The sequence below is a fragment of the Caballeronia sp. INML2 genome, assembly GCF_023631365.1.
Lineage (GTDB): Bacteria > Pseudomonadota > Gammaproteobacteria > Burkholderiales > Burkholderiaceae > Caballeronia > Caballeronia turbans.
This window is the reverse complement of record NZ_JALQDH010000046.1, coordinates 1-21,362: the sequence shown is the minus strand read 5'-3', so window position 1 is coordinate 21,362 and position 21,362 is coordinate 1. Positions and strand designations below refer to the sequence as shown.

The following is a 21,362-nucleotide window of genomic DNA, read 5'->3' as shown; positions in this document are numbered from 1 at the left end:
ATAGTAGTGCCTTGATGCAAAGCTGAACCGGGCACTCGCCGGGCGAGGCACGCAAACTGCTGCCTCGCCCCGTGCGAACCGAAGGAAATCACTTGGGATCGTGGCGCCTACCGTGAGCGTGACCAGCGCACGATGCACGGTGCATCGCGACAAGCGGCCAGGCCGGCGTCGATTCACGCGGCGCCAGGGTGTAATCTGAGTTCCGCCTGACGTCCGCGCGATTCCGTATGTGCGGACCGGCTCTTCAGCAGTTTGGCCCGCGAGCGTGATCGCGATTGATGCCCGCATCCCCGCCACCGCAGGACGACTCTGGAAAAGACGAACGATGGAAAACCATCAAGCTCATCATGCGTACGCGCCGCGTATCTACTTCATCGATCCCCTGCTCGTCGGCCCGCTCGCGAACTGGCCCGCCCAGTTCGAGCACGCGGCCGCGCTTGGCTTCGATCACGTCCTGATCGGCTCGCCATTCATGCCCGGGAGCAACGGGCATCGCGAGGCCGTCGCGGATCATCATCGGCTGCATGCCGTTTTCGAATCCGATATGAGCGCAGCCGATGGCCTGCGCCAGCTCGCCGACGCCGCGAAGAAGCACGAGCTCACGCTGCTTGTCGATATCGTGATCGACCGCGTGAGCGCGGAAGGCGGCCTCTATCAGGACAACAAACACTGGTTCCAGCCCTTCGAGAGCGCCGATGCGCGGCTCGATCCGCGCAAGCCGCCGCGTCAGCGCGATGTCGCGCGGGCGAACTTCGCCGATGGCGAGGCCGCGCATCATCTGACCGAATGGTGGGCACGCGAGCTGAACCTGCTCGCCGATGCGGGCGTGGGCGGCTTTCGCTTCGATTCGCCGCACGCGGTGCCGGCGCACGTATGGCGCAGGCTCGGCGCCGCGGTGCGCGAGAAGCATCCCGAGACACGCTGGCTCGCATGGACCGTGGGCGTCACGCGCCATGATCTGCACGGTCTCGCCGATGCCGCATTCGATGCCGTGTTCGCCTCGACGCGCTGGTGGGATTTCAAGAGCGCGTGGCTCTTCGACGAGCACGCGGCACTGTCGCGCATCGCATCGCCGATCACGTTTCCGGAAGATCCGTTCGGCACGCGGCTCATCAGCGATCTCTCCGATACGAGCGACACCGCGCTCGTCGAACGCGCGTACACACGCGCGCTCGACACCGCCGCCGCGCTCGGCACCGGCATCATGGTGCCGATGGGTTTCGAGTATGGCGTCGGCCTGCCGATGTCGCCGCAATATGGCATCGCAGCCGAATACGAGCGGGCGAAGAACGAGAAGCGCATCGACCTCACGGCGCGCGTCAAACGCGCGAACGACTTGCAGCGCAACGTCGGCACGCTGTCGAGCGTCGGTGAACTGCGGGCGCTGACGGGCGCGGGCACGCCGTACGCTGCGTTGATCCGCGCGGATGGCGGCGATTTGCGCCATAGCAACGACGCCGTGCTGGCCGTGATCAATCCCGATCTCGTCGCGCCCGTGCATGTCGATACGCTGCATCTGCTCGAATCGGTGCCGGGCAACTACACGCGCTTTGCGCTCATCGACGATTCCATGGGCAAGGCCGAACGGCTCGCGCCGTTTTCGCTCAGGGCGGGCGAAGTGCGGCTCTTTCGCGCCGAGGCCGAGCCGTTCATCCTGCTCGCGCAGCCGCAGGTGAAGCGCGGCGCGAAGGCCGCGGACAAGAAAGCGGTGACCGAGGCAATCGCCGCGCCGCGCGTCTCGATCGAAAGCGTGACGCCTTCGGTCGATCATGGGCGCTTTCCGGCCAAGCGCATCGTCGGCGAGGCAGTGGAGATTCAGGCCGCGATCTTCGCGGAAGGTCACGACAAGATCGCCGCCGCCGTGCAATGGCGCGCCGCCGACGAAACCGTCTGGCACGAAGCGCCGATGCGCGCCGTGCAGCCCGCCGGACTCGATCTGTGGTCCGCGCGCATTCCGCTCGAACGCGTGGGCCGGCACGAATTCGTCGTCATGGCGTGGCGCGACGATTACGCGTCGCTCGTCGATCACATGCAGAAGAAGCTGAAGGCCGGGCAGACCGTCGAGCTGGAAGTCGAGGAAGCGAAGCATCTGTTCGCGCTGATCCTCGCCGAAGTCAAGACCGCCGACGACGCCGACAGCAACAGCGCCCCGCTCGACGCGATCGTCAAGGAGTTCACGAAAGCCGACGACGCGCGCAAGCTCGAACTCACGCTCGCGCCGGCGACCGCGAAGGCCGTCGCAGCCGCGCGGCATCGTCCGTTTCTGTCGCGCGATCCGGTCGTGTATCGCGTCGATGCGGAACGCGCCGCCGCGCGCTTCGCGAGCTGGTACGAGATCTTCCCGCGCTCGATGAGCGACGACGTGAACCGCCACGGCACGTTCATCGACGTGATCGGCAAGCTGCCCCGCATCCGCCAGATGGGCTTCGACGTGCTCTACTTCCCGCCGATTCATCCGATCGGCGTCGCGAACCGCAAGGGCAAGAACAACACGCTGACGGCAGGTCCCGGCGATGTGGGCAGCCCGTATGCGATCGGCGGCAAGGAAGGCGGACATACCGCCGTGCATCCGGAACTCGGCAATCTCGACGACTTCAAGCGCATGCTCGAAGCCGCGCATGAACATGGTCTCGAAATCGCGCTCGATTTCGCGGTGCAGTGCTCGCCCGATCATCCGTGGCTGAAGGAACATCCGACATGGTTCGCATGGCGTCCCGACGGCACGCTGCGTTATGCGGAGAATCCGCCGAAGAAGTATCAGGACATCGTGAATCCGGACTTCTATGCGCAGGACGCGAAGCCCGAGCTATGGATCGCATTGCGCGACGTCTTTCTGCACTGGATCGCAGCGGGGGTGCGCATCTTCCGCGTCGATAATCCGCATACGAAGCCGTTCCCGTTCTGGGAATGGGTGATCGGCGACGTGCGCGCGCGTCATCCCGACGTGATCTTCCTGGCCGAAGCGTTCACGCGGCCGCGCGTGATGAATCGTCTTGCCAAGCTCGGCTTCTCGCAGTCGTACACGTACTTCACGTGGCGCGAGAGCAAGCGCGATTTCATCGACTACATGCACGATCTCACGCAAACCGACGCGAAGGAATTCTTCCGCCCGAACTTCTTCGTGAATACGCCGGACATCAATCCGCGCTTTCTGCAAAGCTCGGGGCGTCCGGGCTTCGTGATTCGCGCGGCGCTGGCGGCGACGTTATCGGGCTTGTGGGGCGTGTACAGCGGCTTCGAGCTTTGCGAGTCCGCCGCGCTGCCGAACAGCGAGGAGTACCTCAACTCCGAGAAGTACGAAATCAAGGCGTGGGACTGGAATCGTCCCGGCAACATCGTGACCGAGATCACCGCGCTCAATCGCATTCGCCGCGCGAATCCCGCTCTGCAGACGCATCTTGGCGTGAACTTCCTGCCCGCGCATAACGATCACATTCTGTTCTTCGAGAAGGCGAATTCGTCGCGGGACAACGTCGTGCTCGTCGCGATCAATCTCGATCCGTTCAATGAACAGGGCGCGGACATCGAGTTGCCATGGCAGACGCTCGAGCGCTGGGGCGTGCGCGAGGGCGATGCACTCACGGTCGAGGATCAGGTGACGGGCGAGCGATTCGAATGGCGCGGACGGCGTCAGCACGTTCGTCTCAATCCGCATTCGCTGCCGTTCGCGATCTGGCGCATTGCGCCGACGTGGGGCTTGCCGAAGCCGCAGCCGGATGCAGAAGGATGAATCCTCAGTAGCGAACGAGAGCACACCCATTACAAGGGCGAATAGCGATGCATTCAGCCCATAAGGACATTGGAGCGAAACCGTGGATACAAGGGTGAAGCGCAACAAGAAAGCCTCGATTCTCAGCGACGATCCGCTCTGGTACAAGGACGCGATCATCTATCAGGTTCACATCAAGTCTTTCTTCGATGCGAACAACGACGGCATCGGCGATTTCCCCGGCCTGCTCGCGAAGCTCGACTACATCGCGGAACTGGGCGTCGATGCGATCTGGCTGCTACCGTTCTATCCATCGCCGCGCCGCGACGACGGCTACGACATCGCCGATTACCGCAACGTGCATCCGGACTACGGCACGCTCGCGGACGTCAAGCGCTTCATCCAGGAAGCGCATGCGCGCGGCATACGCGTGATCACCGAGCTCGTCATCAATCACACGTCGGATCAGCATCCGTGGTTTCAGCGCGCGCGGCATGCGAAGCCGGGCTCGAATCATCGCAACTACTACGTTTGGTCCGATACGGACAAGAAGTACGAAGAGACGCGCATCATCTTCATCGACACGGAGCCGTCGAACTGGACGCACGATCCGGTCGCGGGACAGTACTACTGGCATCGCTTCTATGCGCACCAGCCCGACCTGAACTTCGACAATCCCGCGGTCATCAAGGAAGTGCTGTCCGTGATGCGCTTCTGGCTCGACATGGGCATCGACGGGCTGCGGCTGGATGCGGTGCCCTATCTCGTCGAGCGTGAAGGTACGAACAACGAGAACCTGCCCGAGACGCACGCGATCCTGAAGAAGATTCGCGCGACCATCGACGCCGAGTATCCGAACCGCATGCTGCTCGCGGAAGCGAACCAGTGGCCGGAAGACGTGAAGGAATATTTCGGCGATGAAGACGAATGCCATATGGCGTTCCACTTCCCGCTGATGCCGCGCATCTACATGTCCATCGCGAGCGAGGACCGCTTTCCGATCACCGACATCATGCGGCAGACGCCCGATCTCGGCACGACGAATCAATGGGCGATCTTCCTGCGCAACCACGATGAACTCACGCTCGAAATGGTCACTGACTCCGAGCGGGACTATCTGTGGAACACGTATGCGAGCGATCGCCGCGCGCGCCTGAACCTCGGCATTCGCCGGCGTCTCGCGCCGCTCATGGAGCGCGATCGCCGCCGCATCGAACTCATCAACTCGCTGCTGCTGTCGATGCCCGGCACGCCCGTCATCTATTACGGCGACGAGCTCGGCATGGGCGACAACATCCACTTGGGCGACCGCGACGGCGTGCGCACGCCGATGCAATGGTCGTCCGATCGAAACGGCGGGTTTTCGCGCGCCGATCCCGAGCAACTCGTGTTGCCGCCGGTGATGGGTTCGCTCTACGGCTACGACGCGGTGAACGTCGAATCGCAAAGCCGCGACCCTCATTCCCTGCTGAACTGGACGCGCAAGATGCTCGCTGTGCGTCGCTCGAAGCATGCGTTCGGACGCGGCACGATCCGCTTCCTGCGGCCCGCGAATCGCAAGATCCTCGCGTATCTGCGCGAGCTCGAAGGCGAGCCGCCGGTTCTGTGCGTCGCGAACCTTTCGCGCGCGCCGCAAGCGGTGGAACTCGACCTGTCGGAGTTCGATGGATCGGTGCCGCTGGAAATGACCGCCGATTCGCCGTTTCCGGCCATCGGCAAGCTCACGTATCTGCTGACCTTCCCGCCGTACGGCTTTCTGTGGTTCCAGTTGTGCCCGGGCAACATGCGGCCGGCGTGGGCGCAGGCGCCCTCGGAGCAATTGCCCGAATTCGTGACGATGGTGATTCGCGCGGGACAGACGGGACCAACGCCCGAGAACGTGCGTCTGCTCGAATCGGAAGTGCTGCCGAATTACCTGAGCAAGCGCCGCTGGTTCGCGTCGAAGGATCAGAAGCTGCATGGCGTGCGCCTCGCCGCGCTGACGACGATCGAAGGCGCGGGCTTTGCCTTCACCGAGATCGAAGCCGATGTCGGCGATCATTGCGAGCGCTACGTGCTGCCGCTTTCCATCGCGTGGGGCACCGAGACGACTTCGCCGCTCTACATGCAGCTCGCGCTGGCGCGCGTGCGCCGCAACCGCAACATCGGGCATCTGACCGATGCGTTCGCGGTGCCGCAGTTCACCTACGGCGTGATGCGCAAACTGAAGGAACGCGCGGTCGTGCCGACGGTGCAAAAGAGCGAGATCCGCTTCATTCCCACCGAGCGCCTCAACGAGCTCAACTACTATCCCGCCGATCTGCCCGAGATCCGCTGGCTCGCGGCCGAGCAGAGCAACAGCTCGCTCGTGATCGGCGACAAGGTCGTGTTGAAGCTCGTGCGGCGTGTCGTCGGCGGCATTCATCCCGAAGCGGAAATGAGCCGCTATCTGACGAAGCTCGGCTATGCGAACACCGGCCCGCTGTATGGCGAAGTCGTGCGCGTCGATCCGCAAGGCGTGCCGCATACGCTCATCATCCTGCAAGGCTTCATCGACAATCAGGGCGATGCGTGGAACTACGCGCTCGATTATCTGCGCCGCACCGTCGATGAACTCGCGGTCGCGGTGGAACCGGAGGACCATACGCCGGAGCGCGATGCGCAGGCGGAAGGCTTCTCGGGCTACGGCAGCATCGCGGGCATCATCGGCAAGCGGCTGGGCGAATTGCATGTCGCGCTCGCGTCGCCGACCGAGGACGAAGCCTTCACGCCGCAGCGCGCGACGCCCGAGGACGTGAACGGCTGGATCGACGGCACGCTGAAGCTGCTCGAATCGGCGCTCGACATCCTTGCGCAAAAGGTCGGCGAGTTCAATGAGCACGACCGCTTCCTTGCGCAGAGCCTGCTCGATCGCCGCGCCCTGCTCGTCGATGCCGTGAAGAAACTCGTCGCGCCCGGCGCCGATGCGCTGTGCATCCGCATCCACGGCGACTTCCACCTGGGCCAGGTGCTGATGGCGCAGGGCGATGCGTATCTGATCGATTTCGAAGGCGAGCCCGCGCGCCCGCTCGAGGAGCGCCGCAGAAAGACGAGCCCGCTGCGCGACGTCGCGGGGCTGCTGCGTTCGCTGTCGTATGCGAGCGCGGCCGCGCAATCCACGACCGAGAACGCGCCCGCCCAGACGGCGGATCGCAAGCGCGCTCTCTTCGAACGGCTGCGCGCCTTCGCCGAGGAGAGCTTCTTGCGTGAGTACACGGCGGCGATCGCATCGTCGCCCGAAACGATCGCGGCCGAAGACGTTTTCGAAGCGTTGCTCGATCTCTTTCTGATCGAAAAGGCCGCTTACGAAATCCGCTACGAAGCAGCGAACCGGCCGACCTGGATCGGCCTTCCGTTGCGGGGTCTCGCGTCGCTCGCGAGCCGCTTGCTGGGCGATACGGGCGAGCCGCCCGCTCCGGGCACGCGCCCCGTCTTCGGAGCAACCAAGGACAATCCGGATGGAACCCACCATGAACAATCGTAGCGATCCGGCGGATTCCAGGAATCCCGCGCACGGCCTGAATCCGCTCGACATCGACGCGCTCGTCGAGGCCCGGCATCCCGACCCGTTCTCGATGCTCGGCCTGCATGAAACCGATCGCGGGCATGTCGTGCGCGTGTTCCTGCCGGGCGCATCGTCGGTGAGCGTGACGGATTCGGGCAGCGGCGAGCACATCGGCTCGCTCGCGCGCATCCACGATGCAGGGCTTTACGCGGGCTTCGTCGAGAGGCCGACGGCGTATCGCCTGCAAGTCGACTGGCATGGCACGCCGCAAGAAACGCACGACACGTACTCGTTCGGCCCCGTGTTGTCCGATGAATGGCTCGCGCGCCTCTCGCACGCGGATCCATATGCGGTGCTCGAGTGCCTGGGCTCCCGGCCGGTCACGCACGGCAACGTCGCGGGCGTGCGCTTCGCCGTGTGGGCGCCGAATGCGCGGCGTGTGTCCGTGGTCGGCGACTTCAACACATGGGACGGCCGACGTCACCCCATGCGCCTGCGTCACGACGCGGGCGTGTGGGAACTGTTCATTCCGGGCATCGGCGCGGGCACGCGCTACAAGTACGAGATCGTCACGCGCGACGGCCACACGTTGCCGCTGAAGGCCGATCCCTGTGCGATGCAGAGCGAGAAGCCGCCTTCGACGGCATCCGTCGTCGCGGATGCGGATGCGATCGATCATTACGCCTGGACCGATGCCGACTGGATGGCCACGCGCGGCGGCAAGCAGACGCCGCAATCGCCGATCACCATTTACGAGGCGCACGCCGAATCGTGGCTGCGCGTGCCCGAGGAAGCCAATCGCGGCATGAACTGGCACGAGCTTGCCGAGCGCCTGATTCCGTATGCGAAGGGCATGGGCTTCACGCACCTCGAATTCATGCCGATCGCGGAGCATCCGTTCGGCGGTTCGTGGGGTTATCAGCCGCTCGGGCAGTTCGCGCCGTCCGCGCGCTTCGGCACGCCGGAACAGTTCGCGGAGTTCGTGAACCGTGCGCACGAGGCGGGGCTCGGCGTGATCATCGACTGGGTGCCGGCGCACTTTCCGAACGACGCGCACGGTCTCGTGCAGTTCGACGGTACGCCGCTCTACGAACATGCGGACCCGCGCGAGGGCTACCACCAGGACTGGAACACGATGATCTACAACCTCGGCCGCAACGAGGTGAGCGCGTTCCTGATCGCATCGGGGCTTGCGTGGCTGAAGCGCTATCACATCGACGGCCTGCGCGTCGATGCGGTCGCGTCGATGCTCTATCGCGACTATTCGCGCAAGGCGGGCGAGTGGGTGCCGAACATCTATGGCGGGCGCGAGAATCTCGAATCGATCGCGTTCCTGAAGCGGTTGAATCATGAAGTGCGGCAGATTCCGGGCGCGATCACGGTGGCGGAGGAATCGACCGCATGGCCGGGTGTGACGGCGAGTGTCGAGAGCGGCGGCCTCGGTTTCGATTTCAAGTGGAACATGGGCTGGATGCACGACACGCTGCATTACATGCAGGAAGATCCGGTTTATCGGCAATATCACCATCATCTCTATACCTTCGGGATGGTGTATGCGTATTCCGAGCGGTTCGTGCTGCCCTTGTCGCACGATGAAGTGGTGCACGGCAAGGGATCGCTCATCAACAAGATGCCGGGCGACCGCTGGCAGAAATTCGCCAATCTGCGCGCGTATTTCGGCTTCATGTGGACGCATCCGGGCAAGAAGCTCTTGTTCATGGGCGGCGAATTCGGGCAATTCGCGGAGTTCAATCACGATGAATCGCCGCACTGGCATCTGCTCGACGATTCACTGCATGGCGGCTTGCAGAAACTCGTGCGTGATCTGAATCATCTTTATACGAGCGAGCCTGCGTTGCACAAGCTGGACAGCGATGCGCGCGGCTTCGAGTGGATCGTCGGCGATGACAATGCGAACAGCGTGTATGCGTATCGGCGCACGGATGCCGAGGGGCGCGATCTGGTCGTCGTGTGCAATATGACGCCGGTGCCGCGGCTGGCTTATCGAATCGGGTTGCCGCGGCGTGGGCGATGGAGCGAGGTCTTCAACTCCGATGCTTCGATTTATGGCGGGTCGAATACGGGGAATGGAGGGGTCATTCATACGGATGACTATCCGAGTCATGGGAGGGAGCAGTCGGCGGCGCTGACGCTGCCTCCGTTGGCGACGATCGTTTTGCGGGCGGATTGACGGGCTGCGTTTGGGTGGCCGGCGCCGGACTTCGGGTTGCGCGTCCGGTCTGATTGCGTTGCCCGTTTGCGGGGCAATTGGCAAGCGCACGCTGAAAAGCCATGCCCACCGGTGTAGCTGGCCCAGTAGCAAAACACTACCGAACAGACACAAATCAAACTCCCAACAACCCCAAACCCCATCAAAACAAAGGCATAAACTGATACCCCAACCCGCCGAACCGGCGAAAGAAGGCAAAAAAGGACGCGCCACATGGCAAATGCACTCCCCGAAAAGTTACTCCCGGGCGCCCCCTACCCGCTCGGAGCCAACTGGGACGGTCTGGGCGTGAACTTCGCGGTGTTTTCATCGAATGCACATCGCATCGAGGTATGTCTCTTCGACAGCACCGGCCGCAAGGAACTGATGCGCTTCGACCTGCCCGAGTGCACCGATGAAATCTGGCACGGTTATCTGCCCGGCGCGCATCCGGGCACGGTCTATGGTTTCCGCGCGCACGGCCCGTATCAGCCGCAGCAGGGGCATCGCTTCAATCCGCACAAGCTTCTGCTCGATCCCTACGCAAAAAAACTCGTCGGTCCCTGGCGCTGGTCGGACGCGCTCTTCGGCTATCGCGTGCATTCGAACCGGCTCGACATGTCAGTCGATCGCCGCGATTCCGCGCCCGCGATGCCCAAGTGCATCGTCACCGACGACGCCTTCGACTGGTCGCGCGACGTGCGCCCCGACACGCCCTGGGGCGAAACCATCGTGTATGAGACGCACGTGCGCGGTGCATCGATGTTGCGCAACGACATCCGCCAGCACGAGCGCGGCACCTTCGCGGCGCTGTCGTCGCCGTGGTTCATCGAGCACTTGCAGAAGCTCGGCATCACCGCCGTCGAGTTCCTGCCGGTGCATGCGTTTCTGAACGACCGCTTCCTCGTCGAGCGCGGCCTCAGGAACTACTGGGGTTACAACACCGCCGCGTTCTTTGCGCCGGAGCCTTCCTATCTCTCGACACATCGTCTGAACGAAATGCGCATCGCCGTGCGCCGGTTGCACGCGGCGGGCATCGAAGTATTTCTCGACGTCGTCTACAACCACACGTGCGAAGGCAACGAACTCGGACCCACGGTCTCGTGGCGCGGCCTCGACAACGCGAGCTATTACCGCCTGATTCCCGGCGACGAACGCCACTACATCAACGACACCGGCTGCGGCAATACGCTGAACCTGTCGCACCCGCGCGTGCTGCAGATGGTGATGGATTCGCTGCGCTACTGGTGCACCGCGTTCAACATCGACGGCTTCCGCTTCGATCTCGGCGTCACGCTCGGCCGCGAGGGGCATGGCTTCGATCCGGGCTCGGGCTTCTTCGATGCGGTCCGTCAGGACCCGGTCCTCTCCACGCGCAAGCTCATTTCCGAGCCGTGGGACATCGGGCCGGACGGCTATCAGGTGGGCAATCATCCGCCCGGCTTCGCTGAATGGAACGACAAGTATCGCGATGGCGTGCGACGTTTCTGGCGCGGCGATTCAGGCATGCGCCCCGATCTCGCCGCGCGCCTCACCGGTTCCGCGGAGCTCTTCAATCGCCGCTTCAGGAAGCCGTGGGCATCGGTGAACTTCGTCGCGTCACATGACGGTTTCACGCTCGCCGATGTCACCGCCTATTCGCACAAGCACAACGAAGCGAATCAGGAAGGCAACAACGACGGCCACAACGAAAACTGCAGCGCGAACTGGGGCGTCGAAGGCCCGACCGACGACCCCGCGATCCTCGGCGTGCGCGCGCGTCTCGCCCGCTCGATGATCGCGACGACACTGCTCTCGCTCGGCACGCCGATGCTCCTCGCCGGCGACGAATTCGGCCGCACGCAGCACGGCAACAACAACGCCTATTGCCAGGACAACGAGATTTCCTGGCTCGACTGGGACGCGGCGGCAAGCCCGAAAGGCGTCGAGATGACGGAGTTTGTCGCAAGAGTTATTGCACTGCGCAAAAACTACCCGGTTCTGCGCGAAACCCGCTTTCTTTACGGCGACCGCGAAGTGCTGCCGGGTCTCTACGATGTAAGCTGGTTCGATGAACGCGGCACCGCGCTTTCGATCGAAGCATGGCAGGACCCGGAGGGCCGCGCGCTCACGCTGCGGCGCGCCGGGCCGGGCGTCGATGGCGAAATCGACGTGCTGCTCATCATGTTCAACGCATCGTCGCAATCGCTCGTGTTCACGCCGCCCGCGCCGCACTTGGAATGGAACGTGCTCCTCGATAGCGCGGAGCCCGACTCCGTCACGCGGCCGCTCGTCGGAAGCGAAATCGAGGTGGCCTCGCACAGTGTCGTGGTGATGCTGGCCGAGCCCACCGGCGAGGCGGACTGGCAGGCGGTGTGGATGGCAGGCGCGCATCAGGGGCCGCGTCTTCTGACGGCGCTGCCGCCCGATCCCGGCACGTTGCCGTCGCATCGCGAGCCGGAAATCGACTCTCCGCACTGACGCGCGCAACCCGTTCACCCATCGCGGAACATCGTCGAAACAGCAGCACATACAGGCAGGAAATCATGTCCGAACGTCCGATCGATCCGCACAAGCATCAACATGCGTATTGCCTTCCTTTCGGCGCTCATCTGACGGGCGCCGCACGCGAGAATCCGCGCACGCGTTTCCGTTTCTGGGCGCCATCGCGCGATGCAGTGCAAGTCGAAATCCAGCGTGCGGGCGGCACGCCCGAACGTGTCGACATGCAGCCGACCGGCGACGGCTGGTTCGAAGCCGAGGCCGATGGCGGCGCGGGCACGTTGTATCGCTATCGGCTCGACGACGATCTCGCGGTGCCCGACCCCGCTTCGCGTTTTCAGCCGCAGGACGTGCACGGCCCGAGCGAAGTCGTCGATCCGCGCGCGTATCGCTGGACGCACACGAACTGGCACGGCAGGCCGTGGGAAGAAACCGTGCTTTACGAACTGCATGTCGGCGCGATGGGCGGCTTCGCGGGCGTCACCGCACGTCTGCCCGAACTCGCGCAACTGGGCGTGACGGCCATCGAACTGATGCCGCTCAACGATTTCTCCGGTACGCGCAACTGGGGCTACGACGGCGTGCTGCCCTACGCGCCCGATTCGGCGTATGGCCGTCCCGAAGACCTGAAGAAGCTCATCGATACGGCGCACGGCCTCGGCCTGATGGTCTTCCTCGACGTGGTCTACAACCACTTCGGCCCGGACGGCAACTATCTGAACGCATACGCGAAGACCTTTTTCCGCGAAGGCGTGGACACGCCTTGGGGCCCGGCGATCGACTTCGAGCGCCCGCAAGTGCGCGACTTTTTCTTCGACAATGCCCTGTATTGGCTCAACGAATACCGTTTCGATGGCCTGCGGCTCGACGCGGTGCATGCGATCAACGACGACGAATGGCTGCGCGAGCTCGCGCATCGCGTGCGCAGTTCGGTCGAGGCGGGCCGTCATGTGCATCTCGTGCTGGAGAACGAGCACAACACGGCGAATCTGCTCGAATCGCATTTCGACGCGCAATGGAACGACGATGCGCACAACACGTTGCACGTGCTTCTGACCGGCGAAGACGAGAGTTACTACGGCGCGTATTGCGACAAGCCGATCGAGAAGCTCGCGCGCGTTCTGAAGGAAGGCTTCGTGTATCAGGGCGACCCGTCGCCGATACACGACGGCAAGCCGCGCGGCGAAAAGAGCGCGCATCTGCCGCCGACGCGCTTCGTGATGTTCCTGCAGAACCACGATCAGGTCGGCAACCGCGCGATGGGCGATCGCCTGCGTTCACTCACCGACGACGAATCGCTCTTCGCCGCGACCGGCCTCCTGCTGCTGTCGCCGCAGATTCCGCTGCTCTTCATGGAAGAGCAATACGGGTCGAAGCAGCCGTTCCTGTTCTTCACGGACTATCACGACGAACTCGCCGATGCGGTGCGTGAAGGCCGCCGCAAGGAATTCGCGAAATTCTCCGTGTTCAGCGACGAAAAGCGCCGCGCGCAGATTCCCGATCCGAACGACGCGAAGACCTTCGAGGCGTCCTCGCCTAAGCTGTCGGACAAGCAGGACGAAGAGGACCGGCTCGAATGGCTGCACTTCTACCGCTCGGCGCTCACGGTGCGCGCGAAGCTCGTGACGCCGCGTCTGAAGGGCGCGAAATCGCTCGGCGCGGACGTGCTCGGCGACAAGGCGCTCGTCGCGCGCTGGAAGCTCGGCGACGGCGAGACGCTGAGCGTCGCGCTCAATCTCGGCGAGAGCGCCATCGCGCTGAAGGAATGTCCACCGGGCAAGCTCGTCTTCGAGACGCCGGCGCGCGCGCAGGATCGCGCGCGTGACGGCGAGCTCGGCGCCCGCACCTTCCTCGCCTGGCTCACCGGCGAGGTGAACGAATACGCGATCGCGCACGATGCGCGCCGCTTCGAACCGGCATCGGCCGAAGGAAAACGCTCGTGAGCGCCGCCGCAAGCAAGACGAACAGCGCCCGCGCCGCGCGTCCCGTGAGCAGCATCGAGGCGCTCGCGGAACGCGCGGGCTTCGAGATCGAATGGCAGGACGCGCACAAGAACACGCAGCGCGTGCCGGAGACGACGCTGCGCATCCTGCTCGAAAAGCTCGGCCTGCCGTGCGGCAACGCCACGCAGATCAGGCAGAGCATGGCCGCCGTCGATGCCGAAATGAGCGGCCGCAAGCTGCCGCCGCTCATCACCGCCGAAGTGGATCGCGGCATCGCGCTGCCGGTGTCGGCGGCGAAGTCGGGCGCGCGCTATCGCATCGAACTGGAAAGCGGCGCGGTGATCGACGGGCGCTTCACGTCGCCCAAGGGCGAGATCGCGCTGCTCTCGCCGATCGCGGAGCCGGGCTATCACACGCTCGTCATCAACGACCATCGCACGACGCTCGCGGTCGCGCCGGCGCGCTGCTACAAGATCGACGATGCGTGGCGCGCGCTCGGCGAAGACACGGCGGCGGCGGACACGGCGCCGCCGCTCTGGGGTGTCGCCGCGCAGGTGTACGGCCTGCGGCGCAACGGCGATGGCGGCATCGGCGATTTCACGGCCCTGGCGTCGCTTGCGACGCAAACCGCGAAGCGCGGCGGACATGCCGTCGCGATCAGCCCCATGCACGCGATGTTCAGCGCCGAGCCGAACAAGTTCAGCCCTTATTCGCCGTCGTCGCGACTCTTTCTGAACGTCGCCCACGTCGATCCGGCCGCCGTCCTCGGCGCGCCGGCGGCGCGCGCGGCGATCGAGAAGACCGGCCTCGCCGGGGAACTCGCCGAACTCGAAGGCCTTGCGCTCATCGACTGGCCGCGCGCATCGAAAGCGCGTCTCGCGATTCTGCGCGCGCTCTTCGATACGTTCTCCGAAGACCGCGACTCGCTCTTCGCGAAGGACTTCGCCGCGTTCGTCGAGAAAGGCGGCCGCCCGCTCGAAGATCACGCGCGCTTCGAAGCGCTGCAGGCCGTGCAGATCGCGGAGAACGGCGAAGGCCACTGGCGCAACTGGCCCGAAGCATTGCGCGATCCGCGCAGCGCCGAGGTGACGGCGTTCGCGAACGCCAATCGGCGCGAAGTCGAGTTCCATCTTTTTGCCCAGTGGCTCGCCGCGAAGGGACTCATGCACGCGCAGCACGCCGCACGCGATGCGGGCATGGCCGTGGGACTCGTCGCGGATCTCGCCGTCGGATGCGACAGCGCGGGCAGTCATGCCTGGTCGTATCGCGACGAGATGCTGACGGGCGTGTCCGTCGGCGCGCCGCCCGATCTCTTCAACCAGGCGGGGCAATCGTGGGGCCTGACGACGTTCTCGCCGCGCGCGATGCGCACGCAGGGCTTCGCGGCGTTCATCGACATGCTGCGCTGCGCGTTTGCGCGCGCGGGCGGCATCCGCATCGATCACATTCTCGGCTTGCGCAGGCTCTGGCTCGTGCCCGACGGCGAAAGCGCGAAGGACGGCGCATATTTGCGCTATCCGCTGGAGGATCTACTGCGGCTCATCGCGCTGGAATCGTGGCGGCATCGCGCGATCGTGGTCGGCGAGGATCTCGGCACGGTGCCGCCGGGCTTCACCGAGCGCTTGCAGGAGCACGGCTTGCTGGGCATTCGCGTGCTGTGGTTCGAACGCGAAGTGAATGGGCCGGGCTTCAAGCCGCCGCGCGAATGGGACAGCGGCGTCACCGCGACGACGACGACGCACGATCTGCCGACCGTCACCGGATGGTGGCGCGGCGAGGATATCGTGTGGCGCTCGAAGATCGGCCAGACGACGGCGCGCGCCGATGGCCGCGACGCCGTCGAGGCGGCGCTCGAGGAGCGCGGCGCGGATCGCGAGCAATTGTGGCGCGCGTTCCAGGATGCGGGCATCGCGCCCGGCGACGTGGATGCGCCCGACATCGACAATGCGCCCGTGGATGAAGCGCTCGCCTTCGTCGCCGCGACGCCCGCGCCGCTCGTCACGTATCCGCTCGAAGACCTGCTTGCGCTCGCGGAGCAGCCGAACCTGCCGGGCTCGATCGACGAACATCCAAACTGGCGAAGGCGGCTCGTTCTGCCCGTCGACGAACTGTTTCTCGACGATGCCTTTGCGGACCGCCTGCTCGCCGTCGATGCCGCGCGCAAGCGCTCCGTGCAACCGAACGAACACACATCGAAACCCGAAACACCATGACCGTACCGCGTTCCACGCTCAGGCTTCAGCTTCACAAGGGCTTCACTTTCGACGATGCCGCCGCGCAAGTGGACTACTTCGCGCGGCTTGGCGTGAGTCACGCCTATGTGTCGCCGATCACGACGGCGACCGCCGGCTCCACGCACGGCTATGACGTCGTGGACTACACGCAGGTCAATCCCGAACTGGGCGGCGAAGAGGGTCTGCGGCGCTTCGTCGAGAAGCTGCGCGCGCACGAGATGGGACTCATCGTCGATATCGTCCCGAATCACATGGGCGTGGGCGGATCGGAAAACGCGTGGTGGCAGGACATTCTCGAATGGGGCCGGCATGCCGCGCATGCGCGCTTCTTCGACGTCGACTGGCATTCGCCCGATCCCGCATTGCGCGGCAAGGTGCTCGCGCCGTTTCTGGGCGGCGCCTATGGCGATGAACTGCAGAGCGGCAACATCCGGCTCGCGTATCGCGCGGACGAGGGGCGCTTCGTCATCGAGTATTACTCGAACGTGTTCCCGGTTTGCCCGGTCGATTATCCCGCCGTGTTTCAGGAAGCGCCGGAGCTCGCGCAACGCTTCGCCGGCCTGACGACGCAGCCCGCCGATCAGCCGCGCGCCGCCGATGCGCGCACCGCGCTCGTCACGATCGCGCAGACCGAGGGCGGCCAGGCCGCGATCGAGGCGATCCTCGCCGCGCACGCGCCCGATACGTCCGCGGGCCGCGACCGGCTGCACCGGCTGCTCGAGCGGCAGCATTACCGGCTCGCGTGGTGGCGCACCGCCGCCGACGAAGTGAACTGGCGGCGCTTCTTCGACGTGAGCACGTTAGGCGGCGTGCGCGTCGAGCGGCCCGAGGTGTTCGAGGCGTCGCATGCGCTCGTCTTCAGACTCTTTACCGAAGGTCTGATCGATGGCGTGAGAGTCGATCACGTCGATGGACTCGCCGAGCCGCGTGAATACTGCCAGCGTCTGCGTGCGCGGCTGGAAGAGTTGTCGGAGGAGCGGCCCGAGGCGTTGCGGCACGGTAATGGGCGCACGTATTTCGTCGTCGAAAAGATACTCGCGCGCGGTGAGCCCTTGCGCCGGGACTGGCAGGTCGACGGCACGACCGGTTATGACTTCATGAACGACGTGGGCGCGCTGCTGCACGATCCCGCGGGCGCGGAGCCGCTCGCCGCGCTGTGGGCCGAGATCACCGGCAAGAGCGAGCGCTTCGCCGACGAAGCGCTCGCCGCGCGCCGCAAGATACTCGCGGAGAATCTGTCGGCCGAACTGGATCGCGTGACGCGTGCGCTGCATCGCATCGCGCGGGATGCGCACACCACGCGCGATTTCACCTTCACGTCGATCAGGCGCGCGGTCGCGGAGCTGGTCGTGCAGTTTCCGGTGTATCGCGTCTATCCGGTGAGCGGCGTGCGCAGTCCCGAGGACGAACGCTTCTTCTCCCAGGCGCTCGAAGCCGCGCGCGCCGTGCTTGCGCGCGCCGATCATGTCGTGCTCGATCAGGTCGCGCAATGGCTCGGCGGCAAGCTGCCCGACGAAGCGCCGCCGCAGGCCGAGCGCAATGAACGCACCGAGCGTCCCGAGCGCGGCCGTGATCGCGCCGTGGAGCGCAATCGCGAACGCGATCGCAATCAGGCGCCGGCGGGCCAGACTCCGCCGCCGTCGAGCGGTGCGCAGCGGCGCGCGGCGCAGACGCTGTTCTCGCAACTGACTTCGCCGGTGGCGGCGAAGGCCGTCGAGGATACGGCGTGTTATCGCTATGGACGCCTCATTTCGCGCAATGAAGTCGGCGCGGATCCGGGCGAATTTGCATTGTCCGTCGATCAATTTCATGCGTGCAATCGCGAACGCTTCGACGCCTTTCCGCACGCGATGCTTTGCACGGCGACGCACGATCACAAGCGCGGCGAGGATGTGCGCGCACGCATCGCGGCCTTGAGCGAGATCCCCGATGAATGGGCCGCGACGCTCAGGCAGTGGTCCACATTGAACACGCCGCTGCGTCGCGGACCGAGCGGCGGACATGGCGAAACCGGCGATGTGCATGACTGGGCGCCGGGACCGGCCGCTGAGGCGATGCTGTATCAGACGCTGATCGGCTGCTGGCCGCCGACGCTCGCGCCCGACGACGAAGCGGGCGTTCATGCGCTCGCCGAGCGTGTGGCGGGCTGGCAGTTGAAAGCGCTGCGCGAGGCGAAGTTGCGCACGAGCTGGTTCGCGCCCGACGAAGCGTATGAGAACGCGTGCAAGGACTTCTTGTTCGATATCGTTGCGCCGCAGCGGCGCAACGGCTTCCTGCAGGAGTTGTCGGCGTTCGTCGCGCGCATCGGGCCGCTGGGTGCGATCAACAGTTTTCAGCAGACGCTGTTGCGATTGACGTCGCCTGGCGTGCCGGATCTTTATCAGGGCACGGAGCTGTGGGACTTCAGTCTCGTGGATCCCGACAATCGGCGGCCGGTGGACTATGAATTGCGCCGGCAGTGGCTCGCTGAAGTCGAAGAGAAAGGACCGCCTTCGGAGCAACTGGCGAACTGGCGCGATGGGCGCGTGAAACTGGCGCTCGCGCGGCGGGCTTTGGCTTTGCGCAAGCATTGCGAGTCTTTGTTCGCTCAAGGCGAGTATGTGCCGCTTCACGTGCAAGGCGAACATGCGGATCGCGTGATCGCCTATGCGCGGCATGCAGGGAGCGCGTTTGCGATCGTGATTGCGACGCGGCTTGCCGCGCCATTGTTGGGCGTTGGGCGTGATGTGCCGCTCGTCGAGCCGGAGCGATGGGGCGATTCCTTCATCGTGCTGCCCGAGGCGCTTCATTCTCGCGCGTTGTTCGACTGGCTGAGCCCGAATGCGCCCAAGGCCGAAGGCGAGAGGTTGTTTTTGCGCGATGCGCTTGGGGTTATGCCGGTGGCTTTGCTGGTTGAGGAAGGTGTACCGACGCCTTAAGGAGGAGCGTTCCTTCCCCTTCCGGAATCCTGTATTCGCGTCGGTTTATCAGCGCTGCCCCGGTGCGGGCGGCAGTCACTTTTTTGCTGCTGAAAAGAAAACCTGTAGCGTCGCGCTAATCGAACACTCTTCCCCACCGGGAACCGCCTCGCCGTCCACGACAACGCTTTGCGCTTCCCGCAGCACGCGGACGTTCATTCGCGCGTGCGCGACTGCTTACGCTGCGTAGCGTATCGACCAGGCCATCGGGAAAACGGCGCGGGCGCAACGCGCCTCAAACCTGCCCAGCGGTGTCGGACAAACATTCGCAAAAACAAGCCGCGTTCGCGTACGCCTCGCACGAGTGCATTACAAACAAGATTCGCTCGCACCGGTCGCATGGTCTCTCATCCAAGCATATGCGGCAGCCCCCATCTGCCGATCGGGCAGAGTCGGTCGAATAACGATGCGAACCGGATTCGCTGATACGCCGCCCCCATTCGCGAATGGAACGATCGAAGATATCGTGCCCTTGTACACGAGTTCTAATCTTCCAAGATCAAGAGAGAGATTGTGTACTTGTCGGGCTTTAGCAGGCCGTCGAAATATCCCTTCGTGAGCGCGCGCCTATTCAATCGAAAGAGCAGCGAATTGATTTTACGAGATATCCAATTTTTCGCTGCTTATCGTCCGTGTTTCTGGCCTAAAGGTTTCCCCGTCTCCATCCTGAAAAGAATCTCGCATACGTTTCGCCGGTCGAATCGGAGCCTCACGATTCGACCGTTCTAGCAGCGCGCGGGCTCCGAGCCCCTCACTCGGCTTGCCCGCTGCGCTCGAACGATAGGACACCTCCCTACCTGAATGACACATCGCGTCGACCGCCTCGGCGGAAGGTCTTTCTTAAAACGAAGAAATGAATAATTGGCATCCCACCAATCCGGTCGAACGCCGCTTCATGGCCGTTCACGATGACTGGCTAAGTTTTGCAAAAGACAAGCAAGCTCAATTGCTTTATTGGCATACCAGCGAAGCCGACCAGCGCATGCTCGCGGCTTACATTCAACGGCAAGACAAGCTGTCCAGCGCCGTATTGCGCCCGCAATCGAGCTTCGAGGATGCGAACCAATACGCTGGCGCCGTGGCCGATGAGATCGTCGCCTGGTACGAGAGCGGCAAGGAAGGCTCGATGGCGAACGGCATCACGGCGGACTGGACGCCACCCTCGCGAGATCGCAACGAAGCGGCGACGCCGTACCTTCTGCGGCTGACCGGCAGCCTGATGCGCCATCACCCCGAAGTGTTTCCCCAACTGGTGCTGGTTCTCGAACCCGAGCCTATCCGCAAACCCGCCGATTTCGAACGCTGGCTAGACGAACTGCTTGGCGGGCTCGAACGCAACGCATGGCAAACCGAGCGCCTGCGGCTCGTGCTGACCGGGACCGACGCCAACCCGCTGCCATGGCTCACGAAGCAACGCCCACATCAGGCGAAAGTGCTGCACGGCCGCTACCACATGGAGGCGTTGCCACGCGAGCTGGTTGCCGAATCCGACGAACGCGGTCCCGACGCTGACTTTCGACGGTTGTTTGTCGCACTGAACGACACGATCACCAACGGCACACCCGCGCAACTCGAAACACTGCGCTCGCAAGCGCTGGCGATCACGAAGGCGCAGACGTGGCCCGACCAGAGCGTCGTCGTGCATCTGCTTGCGGGTGCGGCCTATCTGAAATGGAATTCGCCGGAACTCGCGCTATCGGCCTATCAAGAGGCGACGCAGGCCGGGCGGCAAGCCGCGCAAGCGGGTCACGCAGCAGGCAACAAGCTGACCATCAACGGTCTGTTCGGCGAAGCCTCTGTCTACTGGATGCAGGCCGACTACCGCCGCGCCGCCGAACGTTACACGCAAGCCGCCGAGCTGGCCCAAGCCGAAGGCGACGGCTTTCTCTCGGTCGAAGGCTGGCGCATGTGCAGCGAGTGCTTCGCGCAGATGAACCGGGATGAGCCTAGCATCGATGCGGGCCTTCGCGCGCTCGATGCAGGCGGCTTGATTCCCGTACCACTGCGCGCTAACAGCAACCTGCAGATGGTCGCGCAAAGCCTGCTCAAGCGTGTCGGCAGGTTCCACGAGCGGCGAAGCGAATTGACTTCGCGCCTTGCCGTGCTCTATGGCGAGGACTGGCCTGAAACGATACAACCGCTGCCCGCAGAGGAAGTCACGCAACAGTTCGCCGAGCAAATGGCTCCCGAAACGGGAGGCCACGCGTAATGGCGCTGCTTGCAGTTACCCACCTGACGCCGGTCATCGGCGTGGACGTTCATCTGATCCAGACATTCGCAGGCCCCACGCTACCGCTGCCGCATCC

Annotated in this window: 8 protein-coding genes; all 8 read left to right on the top strand. The window is 64.3% G+C overall.

Annotated features, from left to right (window positions below; translation table 11 throughout):
• Positions 1-325 precede the first annotated feature (325 nt).
• The 8 genes from NCT32_RS14755 to NCT32_RS14720 all read left to right on the top strand — a co-directional run bounded on the left by NCT32_RS14755 (position 326) and on the right by NCT32_RS14720 (position 21,265).
• Entirely contained in the window at positions 326-3,730 is a 3,405-nt protein-coding gene (locus tag NCT32_RS14755; protein WP_086961058.1) for a maltotransferase domain-containing protein, read from the top strand.
• Positions 3,731-3,812: 82 nt separating this feature from the next.
• Complete coding sequence (treS, locus tag NCT32_RS14750; RefSeq protein WP_409219287.1) at positions 3,813-7,211, top strand: maltose alpha-D-glucosyltransferase; 3,399 nt, start codon at positions 3,813-3,815, stop codon at positions 7,209-7,211.
• Positions 7,198-9,423: a 1,4-alpha-glucan branching protein GlgB gene (gene glgB / locus NCT32_RS14745; protein WP_061118336.1), complete on the top strand. Its 2,226-nt coding sequence runs from the start codon at positions 7,198-7,200 to the stop codon at positions 9,421-9,423. The genes treS and glgB overlap by 14 nt, the downstream gene beginning before the upstream one ends.
• Positions 9,424-9,675: 252 nt before the next feature.
• Entirely contained in the window at positions 9,676-11,901 is a 2,226-nt protein-coding gene (gene glgX, locus NCT32_RS14740; protein WP_061118337.1) for a glycogen debranching protein GlgX, read from the top strand.
• Between the two features lie 65 nt (positions 11,902-11,966).
• On the top strand, positions 11,967-13,865 hold the full coding sequence (treZ, locus tag NCT32_RS14735) for a malto-oligosyltrehalose trehalohydrolase (protein WP_250477280.1): 1,899 nt from the start codon (positions 11,967-11,969) through the stop codon (positions 13,863-13,865).
• Positions 13,862-16,078, top strand: coding sequence for a 4-alpha-glucanotransferase (gene malQ / locus NCT32_RS14730; RefSeq protein ID WP_250490426.1), 2,217 nt, complete (start codon positions 13,862-13,864; stop codon positions 16,076-16,078). The genes treZ and malQ overlap by 4 nt, the downstream gene beginning before the upstream one ends.
• On the top strand, positions 16,075-19,017 hold the full coding sequence (treY, locus tag NCT32_RS14725; RefSeq protein ID WP_061118340.1) for a malto-oligosyltrehalose synthase: 2,943 nt from the start codon (positions 16,075-16,077) through the stop codon (positions 19,015-19,017). Before malQ ends, treY begins: the two co-directional genes overlap by 4 nt.
• A gap of 892 nt (positions 19,018-19,909) precedes the next feature.
• Positions 19,910-21,265: a hypothetical protein gene (locus NCT32_RS14720; RefSeq protein ID WP_250490425.1), complete on the top strand. Its 1,356-nt coding sequence runs from the start codon at positions 19,910-19,912 to the stop codon at positions 21,263-21,265.
• The last annotated feature ends 97 nt before the right edge of the window (positions 21,266-21,362 follow it).